Source organism: Candidatus Cyrtobacter comes (assembly GCF_034470605.1).
GTDB lineage: Bacteria > Pseudomonadota > Alphaproteobacteria > Rickettsiales > Midichloriaceae > Cyrtobacter > Cyrtobacter comes.
In genome coordinates, this window is record NZ_JARGYT010000023.1 from 1 (window position 1) to 17,065 (window position 17,065).

Sequence of the window (17,065 nt, forward strand, 5' to 3'; positions counted from 1 at the left end):
TTCGCTAAACTCAAAGAAAATCGACGCTTAGCATTACGATTTGAGAAATCCGATCTCTCTTTCCTTGCCTTTATAGCTTTAGCATCTATTAAATACAACCTTTGTTAACAGTGCCTAACCCCGCCAGTAACATAATTAGCACCGCCTTGAAGCATCTCACCAAAGGCAGCAACAGGCCCCTCAGTAGTTGCAACACGTATTGGGCTACCAGTTACTATGGTACCTATAACTCTGATAAACATTTCCGGCAAAGTAAATGCCATATGCCCTATCATAAAGAAAGAAAGAGCTATTATGAATGACTGGCTAGAAACCATAAAAGGCCCACCTGCATCAGGCGGAAAGTGACTGTAACCAATGAGGACGTACCCTGGTATCCAGCAATCCTTGTATAATGGGCTGAGATCTATACCTAATAGACAAGTCTCACATGCAGCAAAACTAAAGACTATTTGTAATAACGTTATTATCACTATATTGAACAATGCTAGCCCTATAAATACTATAATAGGCTGCAAGGCTGTTGAAATAAGCTGCTTAAACCAACTATCAAATATAGGTTTGGTTTGTTGAAATAATATTAATGGTAATACAATTGGTGATATAACTAATAGCATACTAGTAATGATTAGTGCAAATATATAAGAAACGGCGGCCTTTAATATTGCACCTAAGTAGTAAAACATTGTTATTATTATAGTCCCCGCTACCAAGAACCCATATAAGCCACCAAATATCATTGCAACTATCTTTTTCCATAAAGTTGATGATATCATGATCAGAACAGGTGCATCCAGAAACCCTGTTACAATTAGCGGGTCATTTTTAATTGCCTCTGGTGTTATATGTAGCAGTGATAATACATCTGATGCCGATATCATGTACCCCATTATTTCAAGGGTCCCAAAGACAAACATTGGTATCAGAAAGTTATTAATAAACTGCCAACTTCCTGGAGATATTACAATTGTGACAAATGCGATTTTGATTAACCTTTTGATTAAATCTTCTCTACTTACTGATGTTATTCCTATTAAATAAGTAAGGGCAGTAATTATGACATAAAGCGATAATAATACCTGCACCCCCCTGATGAATTGCGCATTTTTTGTAACGCCATCATATATTTTATATAAAGCACCACCATTTTTTGGAATTTTATCAATTGCATCATATTTGCCAAAAAGTGTTTCTATTACAGATTTTAAGATGTAATTTATTGCACCACCTAGTACACTAAATTTTTTATCATTTTCTTTTTGGATGGATATATTATACTGCCCAAAATGATTTAAATTATCAAGATATAGATCTTCATATATAGGGTTAATACCACTTGGAATATTTGCCTCTGTAAATGGTTTTATCCTGAAATAAAGATATCCATTTTGATAAGAATTTATTTTTAGCTTGTCTCCTTTTTGAATAATATATGCATCTAAATCTCTCCAATCACCATCTGGTATCAATTTTTTTTCTCCAATCAATCTACTATCTGGAACAACAGCATATTGTATTCTCTCACCATTAGAAAATGGGCACCCTCCCCATTCTATATTAACCTCATAACCACCAGCACTACTTCCCATCTGCTCTTCCAAGCTATTGCTAATTATATTATCTATAGAAATTAAATTTCTAATTTTATTAATATCAGCTAATGATTTTTTTATTGTTTCTTTTAAGTCCATTATGTCTTGAGGGCTACATTGTTTTGCGCATCCCTTATTATGAAACTCTCTAACGGCTTTATATGCTTCTTTGAAATTTTTAGAATAAAAGTTTTTTATTGTTTCAATTTCAAGGCTTTTATATCTATCAATATTTGAATTAAAAGATGATCTAAAAAATGCATCAATTCTATCTAAAACATTTAAAAAAGCACTAAAAGTACTGGCATAATCACATGGAAATAACACCCAACCTTCTTCTATACATGAGTAAAAAATTGTCAATTTTTCAAAAAACTCACGTAACAATCCCTCAAATGACTTTTCTCTCTCCTTATATATCTCAGGTATAGAAAATTTATCAGGAATCTGATATGCAAAAGGCCTTATAAATAATGGTTCTCTAATTTTACTAAAATCCTTAAGTTCACCACGGAAGGCATACTCACCCATCCCATATTTCTCTATATAAAAGCAAAATGGTAGCTTATATGAATGCGGAGACTGCTCTGCACAAAGATTAAGAAATGTCCTTCTGGCGAGCTTGAATCCCGGGTCACTCACTTTACCAGTCAACCCGTGCCATTCATATATATATCTCCTATCAGGAATATTGATCTCTTCCGTGATTGGATTTATTGGCATAAAAAATATTGACTGCAGTTGAATTATTTCATTTTCAGGCAATACACCAGGAAACCGTGCATTCTCCCCAACAAGCTGAAAGTTTTCTCGCCCTGGGTCAAAATTTTTGATCAAGAGTGTACTAGCATTCTTCCATGTATTTCTGCACGTCACCTGCCTCTTCTTTCTTTTTTCTTCTTCTTCTTTTGTTTCCTTCTTTTTCTCTTTATCCTCTTGTGGCGGCTCTGGTTGTGTAATGATACATTTAATTAACTCCTCCCTATTCAATAGCCTACCACTTTCATTTCGCGAATATGAATAATCACCAAACCACGATATAAATAACTCATCCCCATTCATTAAAGAGATTCCAGTATCGATAAATTTGTTATTTTTTGCATTCCAACTACATGTACCATGTGTTTTAAGACTATTAATCCAAAGATCTTTATTACTAACATCTTCAAGATTTACATTAGCAAGGCACTGATTCTCAATCTCAGCAGTCCATTCATTTTGTGGCTTTTTTTCAGAATTCCAGTCGTCTTTTGTTATATTTTTATCGTGTATCCTTATATTTGGAAAAGTAGGTGAGAGCTTTAAGCTCTTCCTACCGCACATGTATATCTTATTTCTGCTTTCTGAAAGACCAGATAGATTTATTGTAAATTCTGTATCACCTGTAATATTAAACCTTGTTTTAATAGCGTTATTCCGCATAACCTCCTTATCTTTTATGCATGCGGCGCCAGTTCTTGCTTCAACATTTCTAAATATTGTTGGAAAACTCTTACCCTCCTCATATTCACCCTCCCTTATATAGGCTGTAAATATCTCCCCTCTTCTACATACATAAGAGCAATCCCTTATTACATCATCATTAAGCTCAACACCTTCATTATCTTCGCTTATACCGGGTTTTTTAACTTTTCTAGAAAATGCCTGACATTCCTTTTCACAGAGCTTATGACAGTTATAGTTTATAGGGGATAAAGTAACCATTTGCGTCTCCTTATCAGTTATATCCCCAGGCTTTACACACTTTGCATAGAAATCCTCTGCCCCAAACACAAAGGATGTGCATAACATCAATATTAAAAAGAGCAAAATCCTATGCACAAAAGCAAATTATAAGAGAAAGAATTAATTATAATTAGCTTTATATTTAAAATATAAAAAATCTAAAAATCAATGAATTACATAGTTTCTTAAAAAGAAATATAAATTTCTATAAAATTAACTATTCCTAAACACATTTCTCTTATTATCAAATTTAGTATTTCTCACAGATCACTTAATCTCATAATTCAGCATCAGCCCTTAGATTTTTCGCCATATACTACACATATACAGCTTATTTTCCCATAATAAACAAATGGATATAGCTTGATGCGGGGCATGATTATGTATAAAATTCCCTCATCTTAAAATCTTTTTCGTAACTCCATGCCTCTTCTTACAGATTATACAGATAAACAAATCACTTATGTTATACTAGCGGCACGTGCATATGCGTTATATGGTAATGGCGATCAAATTTCTCGCGAATTAGCACAACAGCTTGCTTCTATCTATGGTGAGCTGCTCTTTAAATTTGGTATGGATTTTGAGAGAACAACCCTTATACATCGTAAAGCACAACATTTAGCTAATATACAAAAATTCAATACCAATGCAGCGCAATGTACGGCTAGTGCGGCGCAATGTACGGCTAGTGCGGCGCAATATCTAACTACTGCAAAATTGCATAAAGCTAATGCAGAACTGGATAAAGCTAATAAAGCACTGGATAACGCTGGGAAAAAATATGAAGAATCGCAAGGAGAAATAGCAAAATCTAAAGAAAATTCAGCACAAGCTTCTAAAGAGCAAAAGCAATATATGGAACAAGAATATAAATTACTTCAACTTCAAACATTTTGGAAAGAATCTATTAAGAGAGGAGAGCAATTTGAAAAAAATCTAAAAGAATTTCAAGCAAAACACCCAGAGCTATTCTCCCTATTATGCGAAAAGCTTTTGCCATATGTGAAAGCCCTCAGAATGTTCAGAGAACAAAGTAGTGAAAGCAACGAGAACGGAGAAGGACAAAATAGCAACGGGCAAAATTATACTAAAACAGAAATTACAAAAAAATTCCTTGAAGAATTAAAGAATGCAATTAACCAAGGTCTTCTTAGCCCTGATATAAATGACATTCTTTTTGAGCTTGATATAAATGATGATGCTGAGAGGCAAAAGATGCATGATGCACTCAAGAAATTCATCATTACAGAAAGTGGCCCAGCTCTCTTAGAGGATAGCACTCATTCCACAGAAAGTGGCCCAGCTCTCTTAGAGGATAGCACTCATTCCACAGAAAGTGGCCCAGCTCTATTAGAAGGTAACCCAGCTCTATTAGGAACAGTTCCATGTGATGAAATAATAGATAGTTCTTTGGCATGCGAAGTTGGACCATTAGAGGTTGGAGCAGAGGCCACTAATGCAGAGTAACTAGAATTAGCCGCTTAGGGGGGGCCTATCTTATGTTAAGCATATACAGCTAAGTTACTTGGCAACCTAAAATATCTTATTGGTGCTTATAATATGAGCACCAATACATGCCTTTATTATATATTGCACTTATATAACCACCTTTTAAACGATATTTAGATAGGTATATTTTGACGCACAACGTGTTAGATAATAAAACCTATAGATACATAAATGCGGCTCCAGCAACACTTAATCTGTTATATCATACCTGCGATGCGCCAAACCTTCAGATAATTACTATCCAGTTCTATATCGTACTTCTATCCTCGTGACCACACTCCCTAGAAGAGCATTTTTTACAAGAGAGTGATATTTGACAAAAAGTTATCTAAGAGAACTTTTTCATATGTCACTCTTTAGTTTACGTTTTTTAAACTATTTATCTTGCGCCCTCTTTTAAAGAGATCTGATCAGCTTCTTTAATTATGGAATACATATTATATGCCAGCTTTTCTATTTTACTTAATTGACCTGTTAAAAGCCCATCATGCAATTTTGCATACTGATATACATAATCTATAATTTTAGTCATATGATTCTCGCTTATAAACCTTGATTTCGTATCAAGGTATAAATCCTCTATCATGGAGATTTTTTTACTAAATAAATATGATACTAATTGTCTATATATTTTTAAAATGTCCTTATCTCTAATTACATCCTTTCCCTCTCTTAAATTAAAGATATGTGGCTCTGAATACTTATTAAACATAACCCAATCTTTATTGGACCAATAAAAGTCTGATCTAATCTCATCAGCTTCAACACTATAATCATACTTTAGCAACCTCATCGCTACCTCATATTTCCCAGTTTGTATTAATGCTTTTGCTATAATTTGATTCCTCTCCAGCTCTAAATGGGTTGAAAGACCATATTTTGATATATTTTTAAATATATCAGCAAGTTTATATGGCCTCTGATTCAACAAGTAAATATTAGCTAGTTTATTAAATTCTCTCTCTTTCCTTATTCCGTACAACCTATTTTCCACCTGATGCTCAAGCAAAACCTCCGCTTTATCCAGAAGGTCTAAATCTAACATATAATCTACAACTTTTAGAATTACTTCATCACCCCTTTCACCAACCGGGATAAATTCTTGAAATCCATAAAATAATTCAAGGGCATCTAGCGGAGTCAACCGAGCATTATAATTATTCTCTAAAAAGAGCCCTATATATAGCTTACTTACTTCATTATTCATTTTTATAGCCTCAATTGTACCTGGGTGATCTAACATTATCTTTTTCCCTACATACATAGCATCAGCATATTTCCCATTTTTTACATAGATAGAAAAAAGCTCCTTAATTATGTCTATCTCCAAACCATCACCCCTCCAGGTTAATGCTGCCCTTTCCAATTCTTCCGTTACATCTTCAGTTTTCATGAGCCCTAACCTATACTTTAGAAGCGCATTTGATACTCTGCATCTTGAATAATGAAGCTCATCCAAGATGTTTTTAGAACATTCAGAAAAATAGGCTACGGCATCTTTAGGATTATTTATCAATTCATTATAGACCCCTAAATCATAATCAAGCCTATTAGCCGCTACCCTATTTAGCTTTCCAATACCTTGGATTATATCTAATATTACACCAGCATCTTCTACTATTTTATTATCTAATTTATATTGCAATACTATAAAAATTAGTTCTAAAACGACCTCTTTATTATATTCACGAAGAAAATTTGTTTTCCAATTATTAAAAGTTCTTATTACATTTGGAGAAAGCAATGAAAGATACGGATCATTAGATTTATATGCAATAATAGAACGCCAAAACACTATCTCATCAATGTGCTGAAGTGCAATCTCATCGTTATCTATCAGGTGTATTTTTTGCATTGCAATGGCAGAATCACCACTCAGAAAATCTATTACCGCACTAAAGAACCTTATTCTATAATCTGCGGCAAGAAAAGTGTTACTATCTATTATGGAATCCACTATAACCCCAGCTTCTTTATAAAACATATTAGAGAAATAGTACATTGCTAGGTTCAATTTTTGCAGTTCCTTTTTCTGGGCTGTTGAGTTTGCAATCTCTAGATTCAATTCATTAATAGACTGACTAAAACTCTTCCTCCAATTACGATAGTTACTTGCATTTATTATTGATAAATTATCTCCCCCAAAAGCTCCCAAGGATGCGCTCCCAACTACAGCAGCAAGGGCAGACGGAGCAACATTTAACCCACTCACATCATCTATAACAACACTTCCATAACTATTACCCTTGCATACCTCAAGCGTATCTGAAAAACTTTCTATAACAATACCATGAAAAGTTTTATGCAGCTTAAAGTTATTAAAATTCCTCTCTACTTTTACAGATTTTTTATCTAATCCTAACAATACCAATATAAATTTACTACCATCATTAGGATCTTTATAATCAACAAGCATAGGAGCATCGTCATCAGTCATGAAAAACACACTACTTGTTATATCTTTTGTATCAATTTTTGGTAAAAAGTTGTCAGAAAAAAAATCTGATCTTGATGATGTATCATCATATATCTCTAAGATCCAATATGTTCCCTTTTTTATAAACCTTACTGTATTCCCAGTAATGTCTACATCTATGGAAATAAGTGTAGCTCCAGATGATAAATATTTTTGCTCAAAATTTTCAAATCCAACTCTAACACCTTTTGATGGCATATAAGCTAAATCGAAGAGCAATTTTTTATCAAAAACTATATTTAATTTACCATTTTTCACAAATGATGCCGCTTTTAAATTTCCTTTAGATAAAAAGGTTAGAAATGTATTATTTTTATTCTCCTCTAACTCAAGCATTACAATTTCCGGCTTTTCTATATTAGATATAACCAATGGCTTACTATTTTCTGTTAATACCCTCTCAAAAGTGTTTTGCTTACCCTGTATATTTATAGGTTCGCGATTCACTTTTTTAGCCCGTCTTTGCTTTGTCTTTTTTATTGTTGTAACCGTTGCTACTGAAGGTTTATTTTTTACAACCCGCTTTTCCTCTTGCACAAGCTTTTCCCCTTGCATATTTATTATCCCCGCTCCCTTAGAATCACGCATATCCCTTCGCTCCAATATAGATATAGGCGCGGCACAATATGCATTAACACCAATTATTAATGACAAAGCGGCTAAACTTAGCCTTTTTATTATAAAAAACATTAGTCAAAGACTAATCAAAATGGAAAACTCTACAGAGGTACAAATTATTGTTAATAAGCGTATAAATCAAGAAATAAAACTTCCATTCTCAATGAAAAGCTTCATTTCATAGATATTGAAATATAAAAACGATAAAATTATAAATCTTTATCGCTCGACCCAAATAACATGATAAATTAAAAACATGGTAGATGATATACCTAAATACCAGTTAATAGCTAAACTCAAGACTAGAATAAAGATCCTTGTATATCATTAGAATATCGTAATTCTTAGTAATTCTTAGTATTTTAAGAATTTAAGATTTTCAGTATCTCCTCTTTATCATTATGCTCATATTCTATACCCTTTATAATCTGCCCACATTCATGCCCCTTACCAAGGATAAACACTACATCTCCCTCTTCTGCAATTTCGGCAGCAGCTTTAATAGCTAACTTACGATCCGCAATCTCTACATAATCTCTATTAATTATTCCACTTATTATTTCTTTCCTTATAGAGGAAGGATTCTCATTTCTTGGGTTATCATCTGTAACTATTACCAAGTCTGAATATTTTGCCGATACATTACCCATAATTAACCTTTTACTTTTATCCCTATCCCCACCACAACCAATTACAGAGATTATTCTTCCATTACAGAATTTTTTTGCCTCGGAAAGAATGGTATAAACCGCATCAGGGGTATGAGCAAAATCCACAAAAAAATCCGCACCATTTATAGTAGCAATTTTTTCGAATCTACCATCAACATTTTTGATTTTAGATATTACATTCAGTATATCGCTTTTATCTATCCCACATGCAATAGCCATTGCAATTGCACACATTAAGTTAATCTTTTGAAAATCTCCTGATAAATCTATATCAAATGGAAATTTGTCATTAAAAATCGTTATATAACAATTAGAATTATCATATTCCAAAAAAAGATCAGACCCTCTAGATTTGCCATATTGAATCACACGAAGACCACGCCCCTTGCATACATTAATAACCTCATCAACCACATCAAAAGAATCATACATAACAGCAGTCTCATTTATAAGCTCATTAAAAAGCCTCAATTTAGCCCTAAGATATGCACTTGATGATAAATGATAATCTAAATGATCTAAACTAAAATTAGTAAAAGCACCAACTCTTATCTCTAACCCATCCAACCTCTTTTGATCAAGCCCATGACTAGATGCCTCAAGCGCCACATACTCTATGCCAGATTCAGCTAATTTATTAAGCTCTTGATTAAGGATAATTGAAGGCGGAGTTGTTAGCGGTGTTTTCTTATTATAAGCGCTGGATTTCAACCCTAACGTACCAATTGAAGCACCGCCCCCCATTGTCAAGATACAAATTTGCCTAAAAAAATCTACAGTAGACGTTTTGCCATTTGTACCTGTCACCGCTACTATGTTTTTTGGCTTCCTTTTATAAAATACCGAAGCAAAAATTGCCAACTCCTTCCTGACATCCTTAACAAAATGATAATTTATACCATCTTTTGTTATAATCTCTAAACCCTCCTCTAGAACTATATCACTTGCACCATTACGTATAGCTTCATCTATAAATTCAACTCCATTAATAACTTTTCCATTTATAACAAAAAAGACAAATCCAGGACCTACCTTCCTCGAATCATCAGCAAACCCAGAAACCAGGTTTAAATTTAGGCACACTTTATTCAACCGTAACTGATTTAGCTAAATTCCTTGGTCTATCTATATCACAACCCTTAGCTGTGGCCGCATTATATGCAATGAGCTGCATTGCCAAAGTAAAGGTAAAGGGCGCTAATAGCTCGTTACCTACACTAGGCAACCTGACAACCCAATTACATGAATCGTTTTTATAATCCAAGCTATCAGTTATAAGCATAACATTAGAAGATCTTGCTAGCACTTCCTCAAGCGAGGTTATAGTTTTTTTGAACAATTTTCCATTATTTACAAGCGATACCGCCATCACATCATCATCTATCAAAGCTATAGTTCCATGCTTCAATTCACCAGATGGAATACCCTCTGCAGGAATATACGCTATCTCTTTTATTTTTAGCGCCCCTTCCATAACAATAGGATATAAAATTCCCTTACCAAAATATAGGATGCTTTTTTGTTTCAAAAAACCCTTCATAACTATAGAATTTATTTGATCCCGCATGGCAATAACACACTCCATAGAATACGGAACAGCACAAATCGCCTTTACATAATCATTATAAATCTCCCTAGTTATAGATTTTCTAGCAAGACCAGCACTAAGCGCAAGAAGAAATAGTATAGTAATCTGCGAATAAAAAGTCTTTGTTGCAGCCACAGCCACTTCACGACCAGCCATCATTTGTATAAGATTTTCAACATTTCTGGAAATTGAGCTATGCATGTTATTTACTATCCCTACCGTTCTTGCATTAGGTCTATTTTGCTTAACATACCTAAGTGCAGAAAATGTATCAGCAGTCTCACCAGATTGTGAAATAAAAATATAAACAGAATTGTTTGTAATTTGTATTGGTGGCCTTACATTAAATTCAGATGATATGGTGACAGTAACTTTTATACCCGCAATCTCCTCTATCCAATATTTTCCAGTTAACGCCGCAAAGTAAGAACTACCACAGGCAATTATAAAAATTTCATCTAATATATTAAAATCTAAACCTTTGATTAGCTCTTTATCTATATAATAGTTTATAATATCGCGGACAACTCCTGGCTGAGATTCTATTTCTCTTCGCATATTATCCTCAACACCTAATCTTAAGGCATCATCACCATCATCTACTTGTTTTAAATCAATAGATATCACCTTACCTTCAAAATCAAATATTTCAAACCCTTTGGAGCTAATAACTGCAATACTCTCATTCTCTAGATAAGCAATACCAGCTACTCCAGATGGAAGCGCACTACTATCTGAAGAAACGGCCATAAAATCACCCCCCTTCCCTAACACAAGGTTCATATTGCTCTTAGCAACCACTATTTTATCAGGCTCCTGTGCAGAAATAAGCGCAAAGGCAAAATTACCCTGCAGCCTCTTTATTGCTACGGTTATCGCCCTTAATAAACCCTCTTCACTCTGTAACTCATATTCTATCAATGCAGCTAAAACTTCTGTATCTGTCTCTCCAGAAAACTCAACCCCTCTATCTAAAAGCCACTTTTTAATCTCAAAGTGGTTGTCTATCGTTCCATTATGCACAACAGCTATATTAGCTCTAACAATAGGATGTGTATTTTCTATAGAGACCTTGCCGTGCGTCGCCCACCTTGTATGCCCTATTATGGTTCTAGAATTTAACCGCTTATTTTGAAGCTTTTTCTTTAACTTCTCTATCCGACCCAATGATTTACACTCATAGATCCCCCTTCCATCAAACGCCGCTATACCAGCGGAATCGTACCCCCTATATTCAAGCTTCTCCAAAGAGGCTATAACATCGTTCAAAACTGCATATTGACCTGCTATAGCTATTATTCCGCACATCTAAAAAATCAGCTAATATATTTAAACCCTTCTCTTAAGTAAGCATAGCCAGTAATAATGGTAAGGCAAGCAGCTATCCATATACCAATCTTTCCAATTATTAATATATAAGCAGCATTTACTACATTTTCACCTAACAGAAGGATTATTATAGAAGACATCTGAACAAAAGTTTTTAACTTAGCCATCCTACTCACCGGAATACTTATCTTGAATTCTGCTAAATTTTCCCTCAAGCCCGAAACAAATATCTCTCTGCATAAAATTGCAACAGTAGGTACAACTGGGGCTATATCTTTATGTACAAGCATCAAAAGAGTTGAGGCTATAAGCATCTTATCTGCCACAGGATCTAAAATCCGACCAAACCTGGTCTCAGCCTTCCACATTCTAGCTAAAACACCATCTATATAGTCTGTTAGGCTTGCTCCAACAAATATACCAACAGAGATATACCTCGCAACAACACCATCTATATAAAAAGAAATTATCAAAACAGGAATAAGGACTATCCTTAGAACTGTCAAAGCATTCGGTATACGATCAGAAGGTAGCATCTAAAATAAATAGAATCTAGAAAGCTTAACTAGGAGATCTTATATATCTTTTTTTTGCTGTAAATAAACGTATAATTTTTTTGCGAACCCTTTACCAAAACTTGGTATATTTTCTAATTCATTCAAGCTCATACCCAACATCCTCTTAGGAGAGCCATAAAGGCTTTGGAGTATCTTCTTTCTTTTTTCCCCTATAAACTCTATTTCTTCAAATTCTGAGGAGATGAATTTTTTATCTCTAATTTTTCTGTGCGTAGTTATGGCAAATCTATGCGCCTCATCTCTAAGCCTCTGTAAATAAAATAATAACGAATCTCTTTTTGATAATTTTATTTCAGAGCCATCAATTAAAACTATTTTTTCCTCACCTGCATTTCTCTTTTTGCCCTTTGCTATACCTATTATGCTTGTTTGAATACCAATCTCTTGTAATATAGCATAAGCTGCATTTAGCTGGGTTATACCACCATCAATTATAATGAGCTGTGGTAATGCCCAATCTTTATTAAATCTCCTTTTTATAACCTCTTTCATCATTTTAATATCATCTCCAGAATCTGTAGAGCCTATCTTAAACACCCTATACTCTGCTTTTTCAAAACCATTTTGCGATGCAACAACCATACAACCCACAGCACTAGAGCCAAATATATGGCTATTATCATATATTTCTATTCTTCTAACCTCGCCTGGTATTTGCAATAACCTTCTAAGCTTTTCTATATTTTCTAACTCATTCGCAGCCCCCTTTTTAAGCGCTAATGAATTTTTAACATTATTTTTTACTAGCTCTATTAAATCCCCATCCTGAATTTCACTCAAAGGCCTTATTTTACAATTTTTACCTAAAACACCCTTTAATACAGTAGCTAAAACATCAAACTCTTTTTCAATATCCGCCTCAAAATAACTACTTATGAAAATATTATCTATTTTTTTAATATTTGATTTATAAAAATTGATAATAATACTAGATAACTCGGAATACTCTATTGAATTTTCGAAATACATATTATGGCAATCATGTATCCTAGAAGAGATAATTTCTGTAAATTGAAGACAACCCCTACCCTCTCCCTGATACAGGGCAAAAATATGACAATCACCTCCCTTAACACTTATCCTATCAGATATTTTTCTCAATGCCGCTACCTCATCACGCAATACAGCGGCACGCTCAAATTCAAGATCTAAAGAGGCCTTTTCCATTTTTTTTAACAACTCAGCCTGAATAGATTTGGTGCTACCAGTAAGTACATTCATTGCAGCTTTGACTGAATCGTTATACCTATTTAAATCAACGTTCCCTACACATGGCCCTGAACACTTCTTTATTTGATATAACATACATGGCCTAGTTCTATTTTTAAAATAAGAATCACTACAAGTTCTAAGCAAAAAAAGCTTTTGCAATAATACAACAACTTCTTCTAAATGAAACGAGCTTATAAATGGACCAAAAAGCTCTAGATTCTTTTGCCTCCCACCCCTATATTTTAAAATTCGCGGAAAAGGATGAGAAGTATCAATTGCTATATAGGGAAATGATTTATCATCTTTTAGTAATACATTGTATTTCGGCTTAATATCCCGAATTAATTTTGCCTCAAGAATTAAGGCATCAATTTCTGAATTTGTAACAAAAAACTCAATATGCCTTATTAAAGAAACCATTATCTTTAACCTATTTGGCATTTTTTCCGTATTAATATACTGTGTTATTCGCTTTTGCAGCACCTTGGCCTTACCTACATAAATAACCTCACCTTCAGCAGATAGCATCTTATATACACCGGAAGCATACGGAGCCCTTGCTTCTTTTAAAACTGATATACCCCTTACTATATCGTATGTTGTACCCACAACACTTTAATAATCCTAATAATTATGGATAACACTAATCTCTCTTAGGTTTTCGTTCAATATCTTTATTTCTATTATTATAGAACTATGAATAAACTCCTGAACAATTTGTGGCCATTCTATTATAACCAATCCTGAATTCATTGCATCCTCTAGCCCTATATTAACGAGCTCATTTCTATCTTCGATTCTATAAAAATCAAAATGATAAACATCAAAATATGCCGCCGTATAGATATTCATTATATTAAATGTTGGGCTTGTTACAGCACACTTCATACCAAGCTCCCACATAAAATACTTTACAAATGATGTTTTTCCAGAACCAAGATCTCCGTATAAGAAGATTATTGTATCACTTTTAGATAATTCAACCACATATCTTGCAACTTTTTGCAAATCATGCTCTTGATATAATTTAAATAACATCCTGACCTAAAATTTTTATCTCTGGCTCTAAAAGTACCCCACTTTTCTCAAAAACCCTCATCTGAACCTCAAAAACCAATTTCTCTACATCCAAAGCCGTGGCTTCGGACTCTAAATTAATAAAATTACAGTGCTTTTCAGACATCACCGCACCACCAACTCTAAAACCTCTACAACCAGCCTGATCTATTAGTTGCCAAGCCTTCATATCAGCATCAGGGTTTTTAAACGTAGAGCCCGCAGTTCTAGCCCTTATAGGCTGCGTAGACTCCCTTTTGTGCCTAATACTAAGCATCTCATCCTGTATTCTGCTCTTATCCCCAATAGAATAACTAAAGGCTGCTTCAATGAATATATGATTAATTACCTCAGATTCTCTATATTTATAGCCCATTTGATCTACGGATAACTCCTTAATATTACCATGAATATCAACCACCTTTGTAGATACCAACACATCCTTAACCTCTCTGCCATAAGCACCAGCATTCATAGTAAGCGCACCACCAATAGTACCTGGTATTCCACTTAAAAATTCAAGACCTGCAATGGAATTATCCATAGCATATTCAGCAACACTCGTATCTAATGTTGCGCCACCAGCAACTAATGTTTCTGAATTATGATGAACATAATTAAATGCCCTACCTAATCTAATAACAACACCATCAAATCCAGAATGCCTGATTAAAATATTAGACCCAGCTCCAAGCATAAAAATTGGCAAATCACTACTCTTATTAGATAAGAAATATACCAAATCTTCAAGATCCAACGGCACGAATAAGACAGCCGCCCTACCACCAACCCCTAACCAACAGAGCTTTGAAAGATCAGCATTTAATCTATACCGCCCCCTAATTTTAGGTAAGTTATTATATAATGAATGCATATAATGAAATAACACTCAACATAAACAACAGTACATATATTACAAAGCCCAAATACCAGCCCTGATTATATCAAAATAAATTATAAAGAGCTATAAGATATCGAGCCTCCCTCAGTCCATTCATAAAGTAATGCCCCTACTCTTCAGATAGAGCCAGAATATTTAGATCATTTTGCATCAGTATTTACTTAGAATGCTTACTTATTCATTATAGACTAAATTAATTGCTTGAAAAATAGTAATATTAATATATATACGAACGCACGTAACTTAAATTTTGAATATTTTAATACAAATGGAAAATAAAATAATAGAGCTTGGCTCCGCTGATGAACTTGTGATGGGTTCTATGCCTGGTGGTTGCGAATTGGTTGCAGGCGCCCTTTCTCATCCTCGCTAGAGTAACAGCTTCTGAACGTGGCTTCAAAAAGAAACAATATTTCTTATAATATCTCCAAACCAAATATGTGAATTATAGATTATGGTACAAAATCAACATAAAATAATAGAACTCGGCTCCGCTGATAAACTTGTAATGGGGAACGGCGGCAGAAAAGAAGAGGGAAATATTAGCCTTAAATCTACAAAGGAATGTCTCTTCAACCAACTAAATTATATAATAGTTAAAATTATGATTAACATGATGATAACAGAGCTTGGCTCCGCTGATGAACTCGTGATGGGGGGCAGGGAAGGACTAGTGAAAGCAACAAAGAGCGTCCTAATAAATGTATAATATAATTGATTCGCTATAATAAATATGAAAAACAAAACCAAAATAATAGATCTCGGCAACGCTGATGAACTTGTAATGGGAAATGGTGCTACCAGAACCGAGCAGCAAGACGGTAACCATGAGACGACAGTCTCAAAATAGATCGCTATTTATATAAAATTATTTATTATTCAGTATTATATGAAAAACAAAACTAAAATAATAGAACTCGGCTCCGCTGATGAACTTGTAATGGGAAATGGTGCCAATCGTAAGGAAAGATTCGACGCTAGCCGTCATGATAATAAATAATAGAACTACTTTGTCTCTACTGATGCGCTTAATATAGGTAGTGATGAGAATTATGGAGAGACAACTTATTCTCTTCATAAAGTTATAAATGACCATCCTAAATTTAACTAAATTTATTTAAAATAATGAATAACAAAACCAAAATAATAGAACTCGGCTCCGCTGATGAACTTGTAATGGGGGGAAACGGTAACGGATCAGAAAACTTTCCGAACCTCAAGAAGAAATGCTAATTGCAAGAGGTAAAAAGAAGATATGAAAAACAAAACCAAAATAATAGAACTCGGCTCCGCTGATGAACTTGTAATTAATAGTTAAAATTATGATTAAAATGATGATAACAGAGCTTGGCTCCGCTGATGAACTCGTGATGGGGAGTGGTGATGGTAAGGCTGAAAATCAATATATTCAGATACGCAATTATTAAAGATAATTACAATATGAAAAACAAAACCAAAATAATAGAACTCGGCAATGCTGATGCGCTTGTAATGGGGGGAGGAGAAGGTACTAATGAACAATACGGTGGACGGAGAAGTTAAATTTTAAATATTTTAATACAAATGGAAAATAAAATAATAGAATTCGGCTCCGCTGATGAACTTGTAATGGGTGGTGATGACGGTAATGCAGAGGGAAACGCAAAACAAAGAGTATGGTAGTAAAAAAATATAAAAATTATCAAATTGTTAGGCACTGTTAACAAAGGTTGTATTTAATAGATGCTAAAGCTATAAAGGCAAGGAAAGAGAGATCGGATTTCTCAAATCGTAATGCTAAGCGTCGATTTTCTTTGAGTTTAGCGAA

The 17,065-nt window shown here is 34.0% G+C and carries 10 protein-coding genes; 2 read left to right on the plus strand and 8 right to left on the minus strand.

Going from position 1 to position 17,065, the window contains the following annotated elements:
- Positions 1-104: 104 nt before the first annotated feature.
- Positions 105-3,365 carry a TrbL/VirB6 family protein gene (locus Cyrtocomes_RS02470; protein WP_322497629.1) on the minus strand — a complete coding sequence of 1,087 codons (3,261 nt, stop codon included), beginning with the start codon at positions 3,363-3,365 and terminating at the stop codon, positions 105-107.
- Positions 3,366-3,740: 375 nt separating this feature from the next.
- Between Cyrtocomes_RS02470 and Cyrtocomes_RS02475 the strand changes: the two genes are divergently transcribed.
- Positions 3,741-4,787, plus strand: coding sequence for a hypothetical protein (locus tag Cyrtocomes_RS02475; protein ID WP_322497630.1), 1,047 nt, complete (start codon positions 3,741-3,743; stop codon positions 4,785-4,787).
- Between the two features lie 421 nt (positions 4,788-5,208).
- On the opposite strand, the gene Cyrtocomes_RS02480 is transcribed toward Cyrtocomes_RS02475, so the two are convergent.
- From Cyrtocomes_RS02480 to murB, 7 genes are all read right to left on the minus strand, one after another.
- Positions 5,209-7,959, minus strand: a complete 2,751-nt coding sequence (locus tag Cyrtocomes_RS02480; RefSeq protein WP_322497631.1) for a hypothetical protein — start codon at positions 7,957-7,959, stop codon at positions 5,209-5,211.
- Between the two features lie 326 nt (positions 7,960-8,285).
- Positions 8,286-9,677: a UDP-N-acetylmuramoyl-L-alanyl-D-glutamate--2,6-diaminopimelate ligase gene (locus tag Cyrtocomes_RS02485; RefSeq protein WP_322497632.1), complete on the minus strand. Its 1,392-nt coding sequence runs from the start codon at positions 9,675-9,677 to the stop codon at positions 8,286-8,288.
- Position 9,678: 1 nt separating this feature from the next.
- Positions 9,679-11,490: a glutamine--fructose-6-phosphate transaminase (isomerizing) gene (glmS, locus tag Cyrtocomes_RS02490; protein ID WP_322497633.1), complete on the minus strand. Its 1,812-nt coding sequence runs from the start codon at positions 11,488-11,490 to the stop codon at positions 9,679-9,681.
- Positions 11,491-11,498: 8 nt separating this feature from the next.
- The gene (pgsA, locus tag Cyrtocomes_RS02495; RefSeq protein ID WP_322497634.1) at positions 11,499-12,047 is read right to left on the minus strand and encodes a CDP-diacylglycerol--glycerol-3-phosphate 3-phosphatidyltransferase; all 549 of its coding nucleotides are present in this window, start codon (positions 12,045-12,047) and stop codon (positions 11,499-11,501) included.
- Positions 12,048-12,086: 39 nt separating this feature from the next.
- Positions 12,087-13,910: an excinuclease ABC subunit UvrC gene (gene uvrC, locus Cyrtocomes_RS02500; RefSeq protein ID WP_322497635.1), complete on the minus strand. Its 1,824-nt coding sequence runs from the start codon at positions 13,908-13,910 to the stop codon at positions 12,087-12,089.
- 15 nt (positions 13,911-13,925) lie between these two features.
- Positions 13,926-14,339: a tRNA (adenosine(37)-N6)-threonylcarbamoyltransferase complex ATPase subunit type 1 TsaE gene (gene tsaE / locus Cyrtocomes_RS02505; RefSeq protein ID WP_322497636.1), complete on the minus strand. Its 414-nt coding sequence runs from the start codon at positions 14,337-14,339 to the stop codon at positions 13,926-13,928.
- The gene (gene murB, locus Cyrtocomes_RS02510; protein WP_322497637.1) at positions 14,329-15,231 is read right to left on the minus strand and encodes a UDP-N-acetylmuramate dehydrogenase; all 903 of its coding nucleotides are present in this window, start codon (positions 15,229-15,231) and stop codon (positions 14,329-14,331) included. Before murB ends, tsaE begins: the two co-directional genes overlap by 11 nt.
- Positions 15,232-15,712: 481 nt before the next feature.
- Between murB and Cyrtocomes_RS02515 the strand changes: the two genes are divergently transcribed.
- Positions 15,713-15,967 (plus strand): hypothetical protein, encoded by a 255-nt coding sequence (locus Cyrtocomes_RS02515; RefSeq protein WP_322497638.1) that lies wholly within the window; start codon positions 15,713-15,715, stop codon positions 15,965-15,967.
- Positions 15,968-17,065 lie beyond the last annotated feature (1,098 nt).

What these genes read in the sequence shown, in the direction of transcription:
- Cyrtocomes_RS02475 (WP_322497630.1), top strand. Translation starts at nt 3,741, where the DNA reads ATGCCTCTTCTTACAGATTATACAGATAAACAAATCACTTATGTTATA.
- murB (WP_322497637.1), bottom strand. Translation starts at nt 15,231, where the DNA reads ATGCATTCATTATATAATAACTTACCTAAAATTAGGGGGCGGTATAGA.
- tsaE (WP_322497636.1), bottom strand. Translation starts at nt 14,339, where the DNA reads ATGTTATTTAAATTATATCAAGAGCATGATTTGCAAAAAGTTGCAAGA.
- pgsA (WP_322497634.1), bottom strand. Translation starts at nt 12,047, where the DNA reads ATGCTACCTTCTGATCGTATACCGAATGCTTTGACAGTTCTAAGGATA.
- glmS (WP_322497633.1), bottom strand. Translation starts at nt 11,490, where the DNA reads ATGTGCGGAATAATAGCTATAGCAGGTCAATATGCAGTTTTGAACGAT.
- Cyrtocomes_RS02515 (WP_322497638.1), top strand. Translation starts at nt 15,713, where the DNA reads ATGGTACAAAATCAACATAAAATAATAGAACTCGGCTCCGCTGATAAA.